This is a genomic window from Streptomyces sp. NPDC057445 (assembly GCF_042802855.1).
Classification (GTDB): Bacteria; Actinomycetota; Actinomycetes; order Streptomycetales; family Streptomycetaceae; genus Streptomyces.
Genome location: NZ_JBHVDH010000006.1, coordinates 335202 through 353057 on the forward strand (window position 1 = coordinate 335202; position 17856 = coordinate 353057).

The 17856-nt window shown below is 69.6% G+C and carries 13 protein-coding genes; 7 read left to right on the plus strand and 6 right to left on the minus strand.

Annotated elements, in window-relative coordinates; translation table 11 throughout:
• Window positions 1–262: 262 nt before the first annotated feature.
• The 5 genes from hisC to ACFU5O_RS17240 all read left to right on the plus strand — a co-directional run bounded on the left by hisC (window position 263) and on the right by ACFU5O_RS17240 (window position 9061).
• On the plus strand, window positions 263–1348 hold the full coding sequence (gene hisC / locus ACFU5O_RS17220) for a histidinol-phosphate transaminase (protein WP_384240991.1): 1086 nt from the start codon (window positions 263–265) through the stop codon (window positions 1346–1348).
• A gap of 248 nt (window positions 1349–1596) precedes the next feature.
• Window positions 1597–3102 carry a cytochrome ubiquinol oxidase subunit I gene (locus ACFU5O_RS17225; RefSeq protein ID WP_384240993.1) on the plus strand — a complete coding sequence of 502 codons (1506 nt, stop codon included), beginning with the start codon at window positions 1597–1599 and terminating at the stop codon, window positions 3100–3102.
• A 23-nt stretch (window positions 3103–3125) separates the two neighbouring features.
• Window positions 3126–4127 (plus strand): cytochrome d ubiquinol oxidase subunit II, encoded by a 1002-nt coding sequence (gene cydB, locus ACFU5O_RS17230; RefSeq protein ID WP_384240996.1) that lies wholly within the window; start codon window positions 3126–3128, stop codon window positions 4125–4127.
• A 72-nt stretch (window positions 4128–4199) separates the two neighbouring features.
• Window positions 4200–7841, plus strand: a complete 3642-nt coding sequence (cydD, locus tag ACFU5O_RS17235) for a thiol reductant ABC exporter subunit CydD (RefSeq protein ID WP_384240997.1) — start codon at window positions 4200–4202, stop codon at window positions 7839–7841.
• Between the two features lie 176 nt (window positions 7842–8017).
• Window positions 8018–9061 carry a M23 family metallopeptidase gene (locus tag ACFU5O_RS17240; protein ID WP_384240999.1) on the plus strand — a complete coding sequence of 348 codons (1044 nt, stop codon included), beginning with the start codon at window positions 8018–8020 and terminating at the stop codon, window positions 9059–9061.
• 96 nt (window positions 9062–9157) lie between these two features.
• On the opposite strand, the gene ACFU5O_RS17245 is transcribed toward ACFU5O_RS17240, so the two are convergent.
• The 6 genes from ACFU5O_RS17245 to ACFU5O_RS17270 all read right to left on the minus strand — a co-directional run bounded on the left by ACFU5O_RS17245 (window position 9158) and on the right by ACFU5O_RS17270 (window position 15671).
• Complete coding sequence (locus tag ACFU5O_RS17245) at window positions 9158–10012, minus strand: Cof-type HAD-IIB family hydrolase (protein ID WP_384241002.1); 855 nt, start codon at window positions 10010–10012, stop codon at window positions 9158–9160.
• Between the two features lie 117 nt (window positions 10013–10129).
• Window positions 10130–11077, minus strand: a complete 948-nt coding sequence (locus ACFU5O_RS17250; RefSeq protein ID WP_384241003.1) for an LLM class flavin-dependent oxidoreductase — start codon at window positions 11075–11077, stop codon at window positions 10130–10132.
• A 78-nt stretch (window positions 11078–11155) separates the two neighbouring features.
• Entirely contained in the window at window positions 11156–11698 is a 543-nt protein-coding gene (locus ACFU5O_RS17255) for an RNA 2'-phosphotransferase (RefSeq protein WP_384241005.1), read from the minus strand.
• Between the two features lie 161 nt (window positions 11699–11859).
• Complete coding sequence (locus ACFU5O_RS17260) at window positions 11860–12789, minus strand: MerR family transcriptional regulator (RefSeq protein WP_384241008.1); 930 nt, start codon at window positions 12787–12789, stop codon at window positions 11860–11862.
• A 234-nt stretch (window positions 12790–13023) separates the two neighbouring features.
• The gene (locus tag ACFU5O_RS17265; RefSeq protein WP_384241116.1) at window positions 13024–14817 is read right to left on the minus strand and encodes an SDR family oxidoreductase; all 1794 of its coding nucleotides are present in this window, start codon (window positions 14815–14817) and stop codon (window positions 13024–13026) included.
• Window positions 14818–14819: 2 nt separating this feature from the next.
• Window positions 14820–15671, minus strand: coding sequence for a M24 family metallopeptidase (locus tag ACFU5O_RS17270; RefSeq protein ID WP_384241119.1), 852 nt, complete (start codon window positions 15669–15671; stop codon window positions 14820–14822).
• Between the two features lie 251 nt (window positions 15672–15922).
• Between ACFU5O_RS17270 and ACFU5O_RS17275 the strand changes: the two genes are divergently transcribed.
• On the plus strand, window positions 15923–16888 hold the full coding sequence (locus ACFU5O_RS17275) for an ABC transporter ATP-binding protein (RefSeq protein ID WP_384241121.1): 966 nt from the start codon (window positions 15923–15925) through the stop codon (window positions 16886–16888).
• On the plus strand, window positions 16885–17811 hold the full coding sequence (locus ACFU5O_RS17280; RefSeq protein WP_384241010.1) for an ABC transporter permease: 927 nt from the start codon (window positions 16885–16887) through the stop codon (window positions 17809–17811). Before ACFU5O_RS17275 ends, ACFU5O_RS17280 begins: the two co-directional genes overlap by 4 nt.
• Window positions 17812–17856 lie beyond the last annotated feature (45 nt).

The window sequence follows — 17856 nt, forward strand, 5'->3', positions numbered from 1 at the left end:
GGAAACACAGGGCGTTGGAGGGACGGAAGGTGGTCTCACGGTTGTCGACCGGCATGGGCCTGCCATAAGGCCGAGGTCTCGAAGAGGTCTCAACTCACCCCTACGGGGGATGCGCGCCACGGAGCGAGCCACCGGCGCGTGCCCGGAGGGGGAGCGCTCCCCCTTTCTCCGGCGTTCCGCCTCCGCCCATTCGCAGCAGCCCGGAATCCTCATAAGGTGAGCAGTATTGGTGAGTGTGCAAGATGGTCGAGGAGGACCTGCGGTGAGCGAGACGAGCCCCAAGCTGCGCGCCGAGCTGGACGGCATTCCTACCTACAAGCCGGGCAAGCCCGCCGCGGCCGGCGCTGAGGGACCGGCCGCCTTCAAGCTGTCCTCCAACGAGAACCCGTATCCGCCCCTGCCCGGAGTGATCGAGACCGCGGTCGCCGCGGCGGCGGGCTTCAACCGCTACCCGGACATGGCCTGCACCGGGCTGATGAACGAGCTTTCCAACCGCTTCGACGTCCCCGTCTCGCACCTGGCGACCGGCACCGGCTCGGTGGGCGTCGCCCAGCAGCTGATTCAGGCCACGGCGGGCCCGGGCGACGAGGTCATCTACGCGTGGCGGTCCTTCGAGGCGTACCCGATCATCACTCAGATCAGCGGGGCCACGTCGGTCCCCGTGCCGCTGACCCCGGGTGATGTGCACGATCTGGACGCGATGGCGGACGCGGTGACCGACCGGACCCGTCTGATCTTCGTCTGCAATCCCAACAACCCCACGGGCACGGTGGTGCGCCGCGCCGAGCTGGAACGGTTCCTCGACCGGGTGCCTTCCGATGTGCTGGTCGTACTGGACGAGGCGTACCGCGAGTTCATCAGGGACTCGGCGGTTCCCGACGGCACGGAGATCTACCGTCACCGGCCCAATGTCGCGGTGCTGCGGACCTTCTCCAAGGCGTACGGTCTGGCAGGACTGCGGGTCGGCTTCGCGATCGCCCACGAGCCGGTGGCGGCGGCGCTGCGCAAGACGGCGGTGCCCTTCGGCGTGAGCCAGCTCGCCCAGGACGCGGCGGTCGCGTCGCTGCAGGCCGAGGACGAGCTGCTCGGGCGGGTCGGCGCCCTGGTCTCCGAGCGCACGCGGGTGCACGAGGGGCTGGTGCAGCAGGGCTGGACGGTCCCTGAGACGCAGGCGAACTTCGTCTGGCTGAGGCTCGGCGAGCGTACGGTCGACTTCGCCGCGGCGTGCGAGCGCGCCGGTGTCGTGGTGCGGCCGTTCCCGGGCGAGGGCGTGCGGGTCACCATCGGTGAGAGCGAGGCGAACGACCTGTTCCTGCACGCGGCGGGCGCGTTCCGCAAGGAGATGTAGCCGAAGGCGGCCGGGGAGACCGGGAAAGCCCCTGCGAGCACCTGCTCGCGGGGGCTTTCTGCGTGGGTTGCCGTGAGCCAGGGACCCCGCTCACTCGTACGGATTTCGGATGAGTCATAATTGCTTGTGAATGTGAACGCGTTCACAAGCGTACCCCTGATCATCCAGATATCGGAGGATATGCAGGGGCGAGCTGCTCTGATCTGTGATCAGGGCGACGTGACCACGCCGATGTAAGGAGAGACGACGTGGACCTGGCTCTGGCGCCGGAGACTCTGGCGCGCTGGCAGTTCGGCATTACCACCGTCTACCACTTCCTCTTCGTCCCCCTGACGATCTCGCTGGCCGCCCTCACGGCCGGCCTGCAGACGGCGTGGGTGCGCACGGGGAAGGAGAAGTACCTAAGGGCGACCAAGTTCTGGGGCAAGCTCTTTCTGATCAACATCGCGCTGGGGGTGGTGACCGGCATCGTGCAGGAGTTCCAGTTCGGCATGAACTGGTCCGACTACTCGCGCTTCGTCGGTGATGTGTTCGGAGCCCCGCTCGCCTTCGAGGCGCTGATCGCCTTCTTCTTCGAGTCGACCTTCATCGGGCTGTGGATCTTCGGTTGGGACAAACTCCCCAAGAAGATCCACCTCGCCTGCATCTGGATGGTCTCGATCGGCACGATCCTGTCGGCGTACTTCATCCTGGCGGCCAACTCCTGGATGCAGCACCCGGTCGGATACCGGATCAACAAGGAGAAGGGCCGTGCGGAGCTCACCGACTTCTGGCTCGTTCTCACCCAGAACACCGCTCTGACCCAGGTCTTCCACACCCTCTCCGCGGCCTTCCTCACGGGTGGCGCGTTCATGGTCGGCATCGCGGCCTTCCATCTCACGCGCAAGAAGCACGTCGCGGTGATGAAGAGCTCCCTGCGTCTGGGCTTGGTCACGGTCGTCGTCGCGGGTCTGTTGACGGCCCTGAGCGGCGACTTCCTCGGCAAGGTCATGTTCAGGCAGCAGCCGATGAAGATGGCGGCGGCCGAAGCGCTGTGGGACGGCGAGGGCCCTGCGCCCTTCTCGGTCTTCGCGTACGGCGATGTCGACAAGGGCCACAACAAGGTCGCGATAGAGATCCCTGGCCTGCTGTCCTTCCTGGCGTACGACGACTTCACGTCGTACGTCCCCGGGATCAACGACACCAACAAGGCCGAGCAGGAGAAGTACGGGCCCGGCGACTACCGGCCCAACATCCCGGTCACCTATTGGGGCTTCCGTTGGATGATCGGCTTCGGCATGGCGTCCTTCGCGATCGGCCTGGCAGGACTCTGGCTGACCCGTAAGAAGTTCATGCTGCCGTCGGCGCTGAGGGTCGGTGAGGACGAGGTGCCGCATGTCGTGCTCTACCGGAAGCCGCTCGGGCCGAAGCTCACCCGGGTCTACTGGCTTGCGGCGATCTGGACGCTGGGCTTTCCGCTGATCGCCAACTCCTGGGGCTGGATCTTCACCGAGATGGGGCGGCAGCCGTGGGCCGTGTACGGCGTGCTGCGCACCCGGGACGCGGTCTCCCCCGGTACCTCCACGGGCGAGGTGCTCACGTCGATGATCATTTTCACGGCGCTCTACGCGGTACTCGCCGTGATCGAGGTCAAGCTGCTGGTGAAGTACGTCAAGGCCGGGCCTCCCGAACTCACCGAGGCCGACCTGAATCCGCCGACCAAGATCGGCGGCGACGACCGTGACGCCGACCGGCCTATGGCCTTCTCCTACTGAGACCGAGATCTGGGAGCTGAGGCATGCAACTCCACGACGTCTGGTTCGTCATCATCGCCGTCCTGTGGACCGGCTACTTCTTCCTCGAGGGCTTCGACTTCGGGGTCGGCATCCTGACGAAGCTGCTCGCCCGTGACAGGGCCGAGAAGCGCGTCCTCATCAACACCATCGGTCCCGTCTGGGACGGAAACGAGGTGTGGCTGATCACGGCGGGCGGTGCGACGTTCGCCGCGTTCCCGGAGTGGTACGCCACGCTCTTCTCCGGCTTCTATCTGCCGCTGCTGGTCATCCTGATCTGTCTGATCGTGCGGGGTGTCGCCTTCGAGTACCGGGCGAAGCGGCCGGAGGAAAGCTGGCAGCGCAACTGGGAGCAGGCGATCTTCTGGACCTCACTGGTGCCGGCCGTGCTGTGGGGTGTGGCCTTCGGGAACATCGTGCGCGGCGTGAAGATCGACGCGGAGATGGAGTACGTCGGCAACCTCGGCGATCTGCTCAATCCGTACGCGATTCTCGGCGGACTGGTCACCCTGTCCCTGTTCACTTTCCACGGAACGGTGTTCACCGCGCTGAAGACGGTCGGGGACATCCGGGTGCGCGCGCGGAAGCTGGCTCTGAAGCTGGGGCCGGTCACGGCCCTGCTGGCTCTCGGGTTCCTGAGCTGGACCCAGACGGACAAGGGCGACGGAACCAGCCTGGTGGCGATGATCGTCGCGGCGGTGGCCCTCGTGGCGGCGATCGTGGCGATCAAGGCGGGGCGCGAGGGGTGGTCGTTCGCACTGTCGGGCATCACGATCGTGGCCGTGATCGCGATGCTGTTCCTGACCCTCTTCCCGAACGTCATGCCGTCGTCGCTCAACGACGAGTGGAACCTGACGGTGACCAACGCCTCGTCGAGCCCCTACACGCTGAAGATCATGACGTGGTGTGCGGGGATCGCGACACCTCTGGTGCTGGTGTACCAGGGGTGGACGTACTGGGTGTTCCGGAAGCGGATCGGCACTCAGCACATTGCTGATGCGCACTGACAGCGAGTCCGGTCCGCGCCGTGACCCAGCACCGTCCGGGGACCTGCCACCGTTGATGAAGGGATGTTTCACGTGAAACCCGTCGATCCGCGTCTGCTGCGGTACGCCAGGGCCACCCGCTCCTTCATGGCGGCCGTGGTGGTCCTCGGTCTTGCCGGGGCAGCGCTGGTCGTCGCCCAGGCGATGCTCATCGCCGAGGTGGTGGTCGGGGCGTTCCAACGAGGTCTGGACATCTCCGGGTTGTGGACGCCGCTGATGATGCTCGCCGCTGTCGCGGCGGGGCGTGGGCTGGTCTCGTGGCTGACCGAGCTGGCGGCGCACCGGGCGAGCGCGGCGGTCAAGAGCGAGCTGCGGATGCGGCTGCTGGAGCGGGCGGCGGTGCTCGGGCCGGGATGGCTGAGCGGTCAGCGCACGGGATCGCTCGTTGCGCTGGCCACGCGCGGGGTGGACGCGCTCGACGACTACTTCGCTCGCTATCTGCCGCAGCTGGGGCTTGCGGTGGTGGTTCCGGTGGCGGTCCTGGCGCGGATCGTCACCGAGGACTGGGTGTCGGCGGCGGTCATCGTGGTCACGCTGCCGCTGATCCCGCTCTTCATGGTGCTGATCGGCTGGGCCACCCAGGCTCGGATGGACCGTCAGTGGAAGCTGCTGTCGCGGCTTTCCGGTCACTTCCTCGACGTGGTGGCGGGTCTCCCGACGCTGAAGGTGTTCGGGCGGGCGAAGGCGCAGGCCGAATCGATCCGGACCATCACGTCCGAGTACCGGCAGGCGACGCTGAAGACGCTGCGGATCGCGTTCTTGTCGTCGTTCGCCCTCGAACTGCTGTCGACGCTGTCGGTGGCACTGGTGGCGGTGGGCATCGGGATGCGACTCGTCCACGGTGAACTCGATCTGTACACGGGCCTGGTGGTGCTGATCCTTGCGCCCGAGGCGTATCTGCCGATCCGGCAGGTCGGGGCGCAGTATCACGCGGCTGCGGAGGGGTTGTCCGCGGCGGAGGAGATCTTCGCGGTACTGGAGACCCCCTCGCGCGGTGGAGGCTCAGATGTACCGGACTCGGTACGGCTGGAGCTGACGGATGTGACGGTCCGTCGTGCGGGGCGGGAGGAGCCGTCGCTGGGCTCGGCGTCGCTGGTGGTGGAACCGGGTGAGGTGGTGGCTCTGGTGGGACCGAGCGGGGTCGGGAAGTCGACGCTGCTCGACGTCGTGCTGGGGTTCGTCGCGCCGGACGAGGGCCGGGTGCGGGCAGGGGGCATGGATCTGGCCTCGCTGGACCTGGAACGGTGGCGGGAGTCGATCGCGTGGGTGCCGCAGCAGCCGTATCTCTTCGCAGGAACGGTCGCGGAGAACGTGCGGCTTGCGCGGCCGGACGCGGATGACGCGGAGGTCGTGGCGGCGCTGCGGGATGCCGGTGCCCAGGACTTCGTGGCCGCGTTGCCGGAGGGTACGGAGACGCTCCTCGGAGAGGACGGCGCAGGGCTGTCGGCAGGGCAGCGGCAAAGGCTCGCACTGGCCCGTGCGTTTCTCGCCGACCGGCCACTGCTGCTCCTCGACGAGCCCACGGCGGCACTGGACGGGGAGACCGAAGCGGGAATCGTGGAGGCGGTCCGGCGACTGGCGGCCGGGCGAACGGTGCTGCTGGTCGTCCACCGGCCGGCGCTGCTGGCCGTCGCGGACCGGGTGGTGGAGCTCCAGGCGTCCCCGGCGGCGCCCTCGTCCGCCCCCTCGCCGTCGGCCGAGGAAGCAGGGAGGTTCCGCCGGGCTTCCGTGCCTCCGCGGTCACTGCCTTCGCAGGTCGCTACGGACGGCGACGGCCGGGTGCCGGGCGGAGTCCGGCCGCATCAGTCGGAGGACGCCGCGGAGGGCGCGCGGGCCGTACGGGGTGAGGGGCTCGTCGGGACGCGGGCCGCAGAAACCGGATCGCCCTACGGGGCCCCGCGCGCCGGGGTACTGGCGCGGGTGCGGGGGATGGCCGGGGGATTGCGAGGGCGCCTGGTGCTCGGCCTGGTGCTGGGGAGCCTGGCGCTGGGGTCCGCGGTGGGACTCATGGCGGTGTCCGGGTGGCTCATCTCGCGGGCCTCTGAGCAGCCTCCGGTGCTGTATCTGATGGTGGCCGTGACGGCGACACGGGCGTTCGGGATCGGGCGGGCCGTGTTCCGGTACGCCGAGCGACTCGTGTCGCACGACGCCGTACTGCGGATGCTCGCCGACCTCCGGGTCGGGGTGTACCGGCGCCTGGAGCGGATCGCGCCGGCCGGGCTGCGGCGCGCCCGGCGCGGCGACCTGCTGTCGCGGCTCGTGGCCGATGTGGACGCCATGCAGGACTACTGGCTGCGGTGGCTGCTGCCTGCGGGTGCGGCCCTCGTCGTCGGCGTCGGTTCGGTGGGGTTCACGGCGTGGCTGCTGCCCGAGGCAGGAGCCGTGCTGGCCGCCGGGCTGCTCGTTGCCGGGGTGGCGGTGCCGATGGTCGGCGGGGCGACTGCGCGGCGGGCGGAGCGCAGGCTCGCCCCGGCACGCGGCACGCTGGCGACCCGGGTCGTCGATCTGCTCCGTGGCACGGCCGAGCTGACCGTCGCCGGGGCGGTCAAGGGCCGGATCTCCGCCGTGCGGGAGGCCGACCGCGCGCTCACCCGGATCGCGTCGCGCGCCGCGTCCGCCACTGCCCTTGGTGGTGGCCTTTCCGCCGTCGCCTGCGGGCTGACCGTTGCCTGCGCCGCTTACGTGGGTGTCGTGGCCGTGCACGCGGGCCGCATCGAAGGCGTGGAGCTCGCCGTCGTCGTACTGACCCCTCTTGCCGCCTTCGAGGCGGTCACCGGGCTGTCGCTCGCCGTGCAGTACCGGCAACGGGTGAAGCGGAGCGCCGAGCGGGTCTTCGAGGTGCTCGACGCCCCGGTGCCTGTACGTGAACCCGTGCACCCGGCTCCCGCACCCGCTTCCGCGTTCCCGCTCCAGATACGCGGTCTGGCCGTCCGCCACGCGGACCGGCAGAACGACGCCCTCAGCGGCTTCGATCTGACGCTCACCGCGGGCAGGCGGATCGCGGTCGTCGGTGCCTCGGGTTCCGGCAAGACCACCCTCGCCCAGGTGCTTCTGCGCTTCCTTGACGCGAGGGCGGGGACGTACACCCTGGGCGGGACGGACACGACCGCCCTGGACGGGGACACGGTCCGGCGGTTCGTCGGGCTGTGCGCTCAGGACGCCCACATCTTCGACAGCACCATCCGTGAGAACGTCAGGCTCGCCCGCCCCGACGCCTCCGAGGACGAACTGCGTGCGGCACTCGCCGGGGCCCGACTGCTGGAGTGGGCCGACGCTCTGCCCGACGGCCTGGACACGCTCGTGGGCGAGCACGGAGCCCAGCTGTCCGGCGGTCAGCGCCAGCGCCTCGCCCTCGCCCGCGCGCTGCTCGCCGACTTCCCCGTGCTGCTCCTCGACGAGCCGGCCGAGCACCTCGACCTCGCCACGGCGGACGCGCTCACCGCTGACCTGCTGGCGGCCACCGAGGGGCGTACGACCCTGCTCATCACCCACCGGCTCCGTGGACTCGACGCGGTCGACGAAATGGTCGTGCTGGACGGAGGACGGACGGTACAGCGCGGGCCGTACGCGGAACTGGCCGAGGCGGAAGGGCCGCTGCGCCGGATGCTGGAGCGCGAGCGGGCGGGGGACCTGCTGGACGGCCGACTACGTGAGCCGGCTCTCCACGCCTCATAGCGCCACACGGACTCACTGAGCTCAGGACGAGATCCCTCTGCCTGACACGGCCTCAGGCACCGGTGAGTCGGGGCCTGGTGGACCCGGCGACGGCCTCGCGCGAGGGTTGGGCCAGGTGGCGGTACGGCACAGTCGAAATACCGCACATCAGACAAATCTGGTGTGACGATCAGGGAATGGGCCACCAACGCCGCGACCGGCACGGACTGCTGTTGCTTGTGCCGTTGATGTGTCTGCTGCTGGCCCTGCCCGCGCCACCGGCCGCCGCAAGTGACGGACCCACCGTCAGCGCCGAGGTGGCCCGGCTGTTCGAGGAGGCGGCGAGGGCGACCACCTCGTACGAGCGGGGCCTGCATGCGGCGGAGGTCGAGCGGGCACACACCGAGCTGCTCCAGCAGCGGCTGGCGCAGCGACGCCGCGAACTCGGTCGGCTGCACGACAGGATCGGCGTAGTGGCTCGTGCCCAGTACCGCAGCGGAGGGTCCCTGGCGATCGCGGCAAAGCTGCTGCTCGCCGACGACCCCGAGGAGATGATGCGCGGCTGGCAGCTGGCCTGGCGGATGGAAGTGGCCGTGAACCGGCTGCTGGGCGAGTCCAGGGAGGCGGAGCGCCGGAGCGCCCGGGCCGAGGAGAAGGCGCGTGTCGCGTGGCTCGACCTGGAATCCCGCGCGCAGCGGCTCGCCTCGCTGAAGCAGGGCATCCAGACCAAGCTCGAGGCGGCGCAGTGGACGCTGCAGGCCCAGGCCAACCGCAGCGCGGCTGCCGGCCGGTGCGCCGGAGCGGTGCGGCTCGATCAGCCGCCGCAGCGGGACGGGCCGAACTGGGTGGCACCGGTGGAGGGCTACACGCTCTCGGCCGGTTTCGACAGCGCGGGTGAGCGCTGGGCCCACCGGCACACCGGACAGGACTTCGCCGTCCCCATCGGCACGCCGGTGCGGGCGGTAGGGGCGGGCCGGGTGGTCTCCGTGTCCTGCGGCGGCGGCTTCGGCATCGAGATCGTCATCCAGCACACCGACGGCTGGTACACGCAGTACGCGCATCTCGCCGCGGTCACCGTCGACCAGGGGGACTTGGTGGGCACCGGCCAGTGGATCGCGCAGACGGGCACGACAGGGAACTCGACGGGGCCGCACCTGCATTTCGAGGCACGGCTCACGCCGTATCTGGGATCAGGGGTCGATCCGGTCGGCTGGCTGGCCGAGCGGGGAGTGGAGGTCTGAGCGGATCCGGTTCCGAGCGATCCCGGCTCCGAGCTCCCGGCTTCGGGCACGGCCGGCCGCGAGCAACGCTGTCCGGACCCGGGCGTGCGACAACCCCTATGCCCGGCGCGCGGCGAGAATCTGCTCGATGACCACCGCGACACCGTCCTCGTTGTTCGCGACGGTCCGTCCCGAGGCGGCGGCGATGACGTCCGGGTGCGCGTTGCCCATCGCGTACGAGGTGCCCGCCCACGTGAGCATCTCCACATCGTTGGGCATGTCCCCGAACGCCACGACCTCGTCCGACGAGATCTCCCGCTCCGCGCAGCAGAGCGCGAGGGTGGAGGCCTTCGAGACGCCCTTGCCGCTGATCTCGAGCAGTGTGGTGGGGCTGGACCGGGTGAACGAGGCCAGATCACCCGCCGCCGTCCTGGCCAGGACGAGGAAGCCGTCGGGGGTCAGCTCCGGGTGGTGGGCGAGCAGCTTGAGCACGGGGGCACCGGATCCCGGGCCCTCCTCGTGGAGCAGCTTCTCGGCGGTGGCGACGGTGGCACCCGGGTCGAGATGGAAGGGCGGATAGCCAGGCTCGTAGTGGATGCCCGTGCTCAGCTCGACGGCGAACGTCGTGCCCGGAGCCACGTCGCGCAGCGTCCTGACCACCTCGAGCGCGGTCTCCCGCTCCAGTGGACGTGCCTCGATCAGCTTGCCGCCGGCGTGGAGGTCCACGACCGCGGCGCCGTTCGCGCAGATCGCCAGGCCATGGCCGTGGACGTGGTCGCTGACGACGTCCATCCAGCGGGCCGGGCGGCCGGTGACGAAGAAGACCTCGATACCGGCCTCCTCGGCGGCTGCGAGAGCGGAGACGGTGCGGTCCGAGACGGACTTGTCGTCGCGCAGCAGGGTGCCGTCGAGGTCGGTGGCGATCAGCCGGACGTTGGCGGGGAGCGGGAATTGATCGTTAGCTGAGGTCACAAACGCATTCTCCCGTACCGTCCCGCACGGCCGTGCGGGAGGTCGCACATCTGAGTGCACCACCCGAAACCCCTTGGCTACTCAGGGTTGCCCCTGCCCGGCCACCCACGCCTGTGCTCAGCCGAGCTGCGCCAGTCCGTCCGTGGCGATCCGCTCGAAGATCTTCTGGTCGGCCGCGAAGACCGAGTCCGCGATGGGCCAGTGGATGACGATCTCGGTGAAACCGAGGTCCGCGTGCCTGCCCGCGAAGTCGACGAAGGCGTCGAGGGACTCCAGGGGACGGCCCTGCCCCGGCGCCGGCGTGGCCGGGTTGAATTCCGGGGTGAAGCCGGTGAGCAGGATCTTGTCGAGCTCGGCCGCGTCCCGGCCCGCCTCTGCGCACGCCTTGCCCAGCTTGGCGAGCTGCCCCGCGACGGCCTCGACCGACTGCTCCGCAGAGCCCGACTCGTACAGCTTCGGGTCGCCCGTCGTCACCCACGCCTGCCCGTACTGCGCGGCCAACTTCAGTCCCCGGGGGCCGGTGGCGGCGACGGCGAAGGGAAGCCGCGGTCGCTGGACGCAGCCCGGAACGTTGCGGGCCTCGGTCGCGGAGTAGAAGCGGCCTTCCTGTGTCGTACCGGCCGGTTCCCGCAGCAGCTCGTCCAGCAGAGGTACGAACTCGCCGAACCGGTCCGCCCGCTCGCGCGGGGTCCAGGGCTCCTCGTCGCTCTTCAGCAAGGTCGTCGCGTCGAAGCCGTTTCCGCCCGCGCCGATGCCGAGGGTGACACGGCCGCCGGAGATGTCGTCGAGAGTGATCAGTTCCTTGGCGAGGGTGACCGGGTGCCGGAAGTTCGGGGACGTCACGAGGGTGCCCAGGCGCAGCGTGCCGGTGGCAGCGGCGGCGGCCGTCAGCGTGGGCACGGCGCCGAACCAGGGGCCGTCGCGGAAGGTCCGCCAGGCCAGATGGTCATAGGTGTAGGCGGCGTGGAAACCGAGCTCCTCGGCGCGCTGCCACAGTGCCCGGCCTCCCTCGTTCCAGCGGTGCACGGGAAGGATCACGGTGCTGAGGCGCAGAGGAGACGTCATGCGCTCCAGCGTACGTCGGTCCTGTCGCTGCTCCGGATCCCCGCAGACCCTCGAACAAAGCCCCAGGTCATGCCTGGGTCAGCCCGGAAAACGCAGGAATTCCGGTGGAACCGTGTCCGTCAGCCAGACGCCGTTGGCGCTCACGTGGAACACATGGCCTGCACGGTGCATCGCGCCGGCGTCCACCGGGAGGACGACAGGGCGGCCACGGCGGGCCCCCACGCGGGTCGCGGTTTCGCGGTCGGGTGAGAGATGGACATGGTGGCGTGCCATGGGGCGCAGGCCTTCGGCGCGGATCGCGTCCAGGCTGCGGGCGACGGTTCCGTGGTAGAGATACTGGGGCGGCTCGGCGACGGGCAGTTCCAGGTCGACTTCGACGGTGTGGCCCTGATTGGCGCGGATACGGTCGCCGTCGATCGTGAAGCGCCGCTTGTCGTTGACCGCGACGACATGATCAAGCTCGGCCCGGGTGAAGTGGAACCCGTGCGCGGCCGCGGCCCGCATCAGCTCGTCGATCGCGACCCAGCCGTTCGCGTCGAGGCTGATGCCGATCCGTTCCGGCTGATGCCGCAGATGTTTCGAGAGGTACTTGGACACCTTGACGGTGCGTCTTTCTTCCATGCCGCCAGAGTGCCCGCGGCGTCAGTTCACCGCCACGCGATTTTCATCCGGACGACAATGATCCATATGTTTGATCCACAGCCAAGTGCGTTATCCACAGCGGGAATTGGCGACTCTGTGGACAACGAACCTGCGATTCAGTGGATTTGATCAATATCGTGCTATTTATGGCGTATTGCCGCAAGTGAGTCCAATGTCCGTGCGTGCAGCTCACGTTCCGTCGCCGCGATGATGAACGCCGCCGTCTTCTCGGGGCCAACCAGCCTCTGCACGGCCTGGATCGTCGAGGCCGGAAGTGCCACCGACCGCAGCCCGGCATCGGCTTCCGGGACGCCTTCCGTACCGAGATGCTGCTGAAGACGCCGTGTCGCGAACGTCCGCATGGCCCTGGCCAGTTCGGCATCGACCGTCTGCTGCGCGAGCGGCCGCAGCCGTCGCACCATCGACGCCGCCTCGGTGGCGTCCGCGTCGGTCGGGCGCTGGTGGCCGAGATAGCGGGCGAAGACGTGCTCGGTCGTGAACTCCAGGAAGCGGGAGGCGATGTGCTCCATCTGGCCGCGAAGTTCCTTCAGATGGCCGGAGATTGCGAGCAGAGGGACTCCCGCTGCGTGCAACTCGGCTGCGACGGCGAGCTCCTGGGGACTCGACACCAGGAATTCGTCGTCCCTGCCGGGGATGCGTTCCAGGACGCCGAGTTCCACCGCCTCCGAGATGGCCTTTTCGTCCGGCTTTCCCCCGAAGGTCTCGTCCAGCTCGGCGCGGGTGATGCGGTCCACCACCTCGTCGGTCCATGGGCCGTGGACCTCGGCGACGAGACCGAGCAACCCGCCGAGCCCTCGCCCGGTGTCCCAGGCCTCGAGGAGTTCCTTGATCGACGCGAGTGTGTACCCCCGGTCGAGGAGGTCGGCGATCTGGCGCAGCCGGGCCAGATGCGTGTCCCTGTACACGTTCGACCGGCCGCGCCGCTCGGGCTTGGGCAGCAGTCCGCGGTCCTGGTAGGCGCGGATGGTCCGGACCGTGGCGCCGCTGTGATGTGCCAGGTCCTCGATGCGGTACTCCGACCGGTACCCGGCTGCCGGCTCTCCGGACACGACGATCACTCCCTACTGCCCTGTGGCGGCATCTCACCGCCCACGCTCCCGCCGCACGGGAGCCGCGGGCAACCGGCCGGGACACCTGACCGCCTTGCGCGGCGACCCTTCCTGCGAGGGATGGTACGACCGCCCGGAGCGGCCGGGCAGCGTGGGCCTTCTCCCGTGCCCGGCGCGTGGCCGCCCTCGCGGCGCGACCGTTCACCGGCCGCGAGAGGGCCCCGGTCCGACGGCTCACAACGGCGGCTCCAGCCGGGCTATCGCACGCAGGGCTCCGGGAGCGAACCGGGACAGGAGGCGGGCGCCGCGGGCTTCCGGGGTCACCGGCACCACCGCCTGGTTCCTCACGACGGCGCGCAGCACGGCGTCGGCGACCTTCTCCGGTGGATAGTTGCGCAGCCCGTACAGCTGCGACGACTTCTTCTGCCGGCGTTTCTCCTCCTCCACGGAGACTCCCGCGAAGCGAGCGGTCGCCGTGATGTTCGTGTTCACGATGCCCGGACAGATCGCCGAGACCCCGATGTCCTGACCCGCAAGTTCGGCGCGCAGGCACTCGCTGAGCATCAGCACCGCGGCCTTCGATGTCGCGTACGCGGGAAGGGCCTTGGAGGGCTGGTACGCGGCGGCAGAGGCGGTGTTGACGATGTGACCGCCCTGGCCGCGCTCGGCCATCTGCCTGCCGAATATCCGGCAGCCGTGGATGACGCCCCACAGATTGACGTCGAGCACTCTGCGCCAGTCCTCGCCGGTCGTGTCGAAGAACGAGCCGGAGAGACCGATTCCCGCGTTGTTCACCAGCACGTCCACGATGCCGTACTCCGTGGCGACCTTTCCGGCGAGCTTCTCCATCGCGTGCTCGTCGCTGACGTCCACCGCCTCGCCCCAGGCGGCCGGGGCTCCGATCAGCCGGGCCATCTCCGCGGTTCTGGCCGCTCCCTGCGCGTCCAGGTCGACGGCCACGACCCGGGCGCCCGCCTCTGCGAACGCGAAGGCCGTGGCCCGGCCGATACCGCCGGCCGCGCCCGTCACCAGCACCAGCTGCCCGCCGAACCGCTCGGCGTACCGGCCGGGGGCGCCGTTCTCCCTGACGGCCGGGCCCGTCCCGGTCGATCCGGCCGAACCGCCGGGGCCGATGTCGTGGGCCGTGACGAACCCGGTGATCCATGCCGCGAGTTGGTCCGGGCGGGTTCTGGGCACCCAGTGCTTGGCCGGCAGTGAACGGCGCACGAGCTGTGGTGCCCACCGGCCCACGTCGTCGTAGAGCCGCTCGGACAGGAAGAGGTCCCCGGTAGGAGTGATCAGCTGGACCGGTGCGTGCGCATACGCGTCGGACCGCGGCCTGCGCAGCCGGGCCCGCACGTTGTCGCGGTAGAGCCAGGCGCCGTGCGCGGCGTCGGACGGCAGTGACGCGGTCGGATAGCCGCCGTCCTGCATCCTCTCCATCCGCCGGAGGATCCTCGGCCACTGCCTGCCGAGCGGCCCGCGCCACGCCAGTTCGGGAAGCACGGGCGTATGCAGCATGTACACGTACCAGGACTTGGCACCCTGACCGAGGAGCTGGCCGACACGACGTGGGGTCGGCCGGGTCATACGCTCCTTGATCCAGTGCCCGAAGTGGTCGAGAGAGGGCCCGGACATCGACGTGAACGAAGCGATCCGGCCCTCGGTCCGCTTCACCGTGACGAACTCCCAGGACTGCACGGAACCCCAGTCGTGCCCCACCAGATGGACCGGCCGGTCCGGGCTGACCGCGTCGGCGACCGCCAGGAAGTCGTCCGTCAGCTTCTCCAGGGTGAACCCGCCGCGCAGCGGCATCGGCGCCGTGGAGCGTCCATGCCCCCGGACGTCGTACAGAACGACATGGAAGCGCTCCGCCAGCCGCGCCGCGACCTCGGACCACACCTCCTTGCTGTCGGGGTATCCATGCAGCAGCAGCACCGTCGGCTGTGTCTCGTCACCGAGCTCCGCGACGCACAGCTCGATCCCGCCCGTACGCACCCATCGCTCGCGCGCGCCCTTGATACCCATGCTCACGCCGCTCCCTCGTCGTCGGCCCAGCGCCGCACATGCGGCAGGTCGTCGTCCAGCCAGAACGCGCTCTGCTCAGGGTCTCCGGAGTCGGTGACGACCAGGAGTTCCTCGAACTTCGCGCCCGTACCCCGGAACCCGAGGTGCGGCTCGACCGCCCAGAGCCCCGGCCTCGGCGGGTGGTCGGAGAACCTGTACGGCGACCACAGCGGCGACCAGCCCTCCCGGTGGCCGCGCAGGGCGTCGCTCGCGAGGCCCTTCAGGGACCGGGTGCCGAACCCGAGGAGCGTCGGTGACCAGGGGCGCTGCTTCACCCGGTCGACCTTGTGGGCGATGACGCCGAAGGGATACGCGCGATGCCTGTTGGCGTACCCCTGCCGGACCATCAGCCGGTCCACGTCCTCGTAGATCTCCCGCAACGAGCGGCGCTCCCGCACCTCGCGCAGGATCAGCTCCCGGTGCGCCCGGAGATCGGCGAGAAGTCTGTCGTGCACAGGGTGGGGTCCCAGACAGCCGGAATAGCCGATGTCGGCCGTGAAGCCCTTGTGCACCGGGGCCATGTCGAGGATGAAGGGCATCCCCGCCTCCAGCTTCCGGCCGGTCGGGAAGAACTGCAGCGGTACCCGGAAGCCGGTGAACGCCGTGCGGTCCCCGAACCAGGCGAACGGCAGATGGAACCAGTCACGCACGCCCCGCACGCGCAGCCACTCCCGCTGCATCCGCGCCGCCTCGCGCTCGGTCACCCCCGGCTTGAGCTGCGCCGCGACGGCCTCCGCGCATTCATACGCAAGGCGCTGCACTTCCCGGAACCCCCGCAGCTCCGCGGCCCGCCCACTCACCACTGCTGAGGTCATGCCGGTCATGCCGGTCATGCATGCCACCGTCCGTCCCTCGCCCTTGCGCTACGTGGTCGTAACTTGACACTGATGAATGTGACAATGCCCGACGGCTGCGTCAAGGGTCGTGCACCGGCCTGTGGAAAACCCTGCGCAAGTCCTCCTTCGGCGTGGTCCCCTACGGGCCCGTACGCCTGGAGGCTGATGCGGAACCAGCCGCCAGGGCTGACGCCGCCTGTGGTGTGCGCCACTACCTTCGAAGCGTGACTGTGATCGTGACCGAAAGCCTGAGCAAGCGGTTCCCCCGGGTGACCGCGCTTGACCGGCTCTCCCTGGACATCGGGCCCGGCGTGACCGGACTCGTAGGAGCCAACGGGGCCGGCAAGTCCACACTGATCAAGATCCTGCTGGGTCTGTCCCCCGCCACGGAAGGCCGGGCCGCGGTACTCGGTCTGGACGTCGCCACCTCCGGTGCCGCCATCCGTGAGCGTGTCGGCTACATGCCCGAGCACGACTGCCTGCCGCCCGATGTCTCGGCCACCGAGTTCGTCGTCCACATGGCGCGCATGTCCGGACTCCCGCCGACCGCGGCGCGCGAGCGCACCGCCGACACGCTCCGCCACGTCGGCCTCTACGAGGAGCGCTATCGCCCGATCGGCGGCTACTCGACCGGCATGAAGCAGCGCGTCAAGCTCGCGCAGGCCCTTGTCCACGACCCGCAGCTGGTCCTCCTGGACGAGCCGACCAACGGCCTCGACCCGGTCGGCCGCGACGAGATGCTCGGCCTGATCCGCCGCGTGTACACGGACTTCGGCATCTCGGTCCTGGTCACCTCCCATCTGCTCGGAGAGCTGGAGCGCACCTGCGACCACGTCGTGGTCGTGGACGGCGGCACCCTGCTGCGCTCGAGCTCCACCAGCGACTTCACCCAGATCACCACCACCCTCGCGGTCGAGGTCACCGACAGCGACGCCCACCCCGACGGGACGGCGGCACTGCGCGAGGCGCTGTCGGCCGCCGGGATCACGCTGCACGCGGGCGTCGAGGACGGCCTGCCGGGTGCCGGCCACATCCTCCTTCTGGAGGCGACCGGCGAAGAGACGTACGACACCGTCCGTGACACCGTCGCCGCCCTGGGCCTCGGACTCGTACGGATGGAACAGCGCCGCCACCACATCGCGGAGGTCTTCCGCCCGGAGGCAGCGGCCCAGCCCATGGAGGTGCCGGCGCGATGAGCACCGAGACGACCCGTACCGGGACGACCCGCGCCGGGACCACCGGCAACGAGACGACCCGTATCCACAACATCGGATACCGCAACTACGAGGGCGCGCGCCTCGGCCGTGCCTACGCCCGCCGCTCTCTCTACGCGCAGTCGCTGCGCGGAGCGTACGGACTCGGCAGGTCCGCCAAGTCCAAGGTGCTGCCGATGATCCTCTTCGCGGTGATGTGCGTCCCCGCGGCGATCATCGTCGCCGTCGCGGTCGCCACCAAGATGAAGGACCTGCCGCTGGACTACACGCGCTACGCGATCGTCACGCAGGCGATCATCGGACTGTTCCTGGCCGCCCAGGCCCCGCAGTCCGTCTCCCGCGACCTGCGCTTCAAGACCGTGCCGCTGTACTTCTCGCGGCCGATCGAGCGGATCGACTACGTCCTCGCGAAGTACGGCGCCATGGCCTCGGCGCTGTTCGCCCTCACGGCCGCGCCGCTGCTGATCCTCTACGTGGGATCACTGCTGGCGAAGATGGACTTCTCCGACCAGACCAAGGGCTTCGCGCAGGGACTGGTCTCCGTGGCTCTCCTCTCTCTCCTCTTCGGCGGGATCGGCCTCGTCATGGCGGCGCTCACCCCCCGCCGCGGCTTCGGGGTCGCCGCTGTCATCGCCACCATGACGATCACCTACGGTGCGGTGTCCACGGTCCAGGCCATCGCGGACGAGACCGGTTCGAGCGGTGCGGTGGAGTGGCTGGGGCTCTTCTCGCCCGTCACGCTCATCGACGGTGTGCAGACCGCCTTCCTGGGCGCGAGTTCGTCCTTCCCGGGCGGGAACGGTCCCGGTGCGGGCACCGGTGCGGTCTATCTGCTGGTCGTCCTCGCGCTGATCCTCGGCTCGTACGCCGTCCTGATGCGCCGCTACCGAAAGGTCGGACTGTGACCACGGCCCTCCCGTCGCCCACCACCACCCTTCCAAGGAATGGGC

Bases quoted from the DNA above. Each gene is read 5' to 3' on its own strand.
- cydB (WP_384240996.1), top strand. From the start codon at position 3,126: ATGCAACTCCACGACGTCTGGTTCGTCATCATCGCCGTCCTGTGGACC.
- ACFU5O_RS17240 (WP_384240999.1), top strand. From the start codon at position 8,018: ATGGGCCACCAACGCCGCGACCGGCACGGACTGCTGTTGCTTGTGCCG.
- ACFU5O_RS17250 (WP_384241003.1), bottom strand. From the start codon at position 11,077: ATGACGTCTCCTCTGCGCCTCAGCACCGTGATCCTTCCCGTGCACCGC.
- ACFU5O_RS17255 (WP_384241005.1), bottom strand. From the start codon at position 11,698: ATGGAAGAAAGACGCACCGTCAAGGTGTCCAAGTACCTCTCGAAACAT.
- ACFU5O_RS17265 (WP_384241116.1), bottom strand. From the start codon at position 14,817: ATGGGTATCAAGGGCGCGCGCGAGCGATGGGTGCGTACGGGCGGGATC.
- ACFU5O_RS17270 (WP_384241119.1), bottom strand. From the start codon at position 15,671: ATGACCTCAGCAGTGGTGAGTGGGCGGGCCGCGGAGCTGCGGGGGTTC.
- ACFU5O_RS17280 (WP_384241010.1), top strand. From the start codon at position 16,885: ATGAGCACCGAGACGACCCGTACCGGGACGACCCGCGCCGGGACCACC.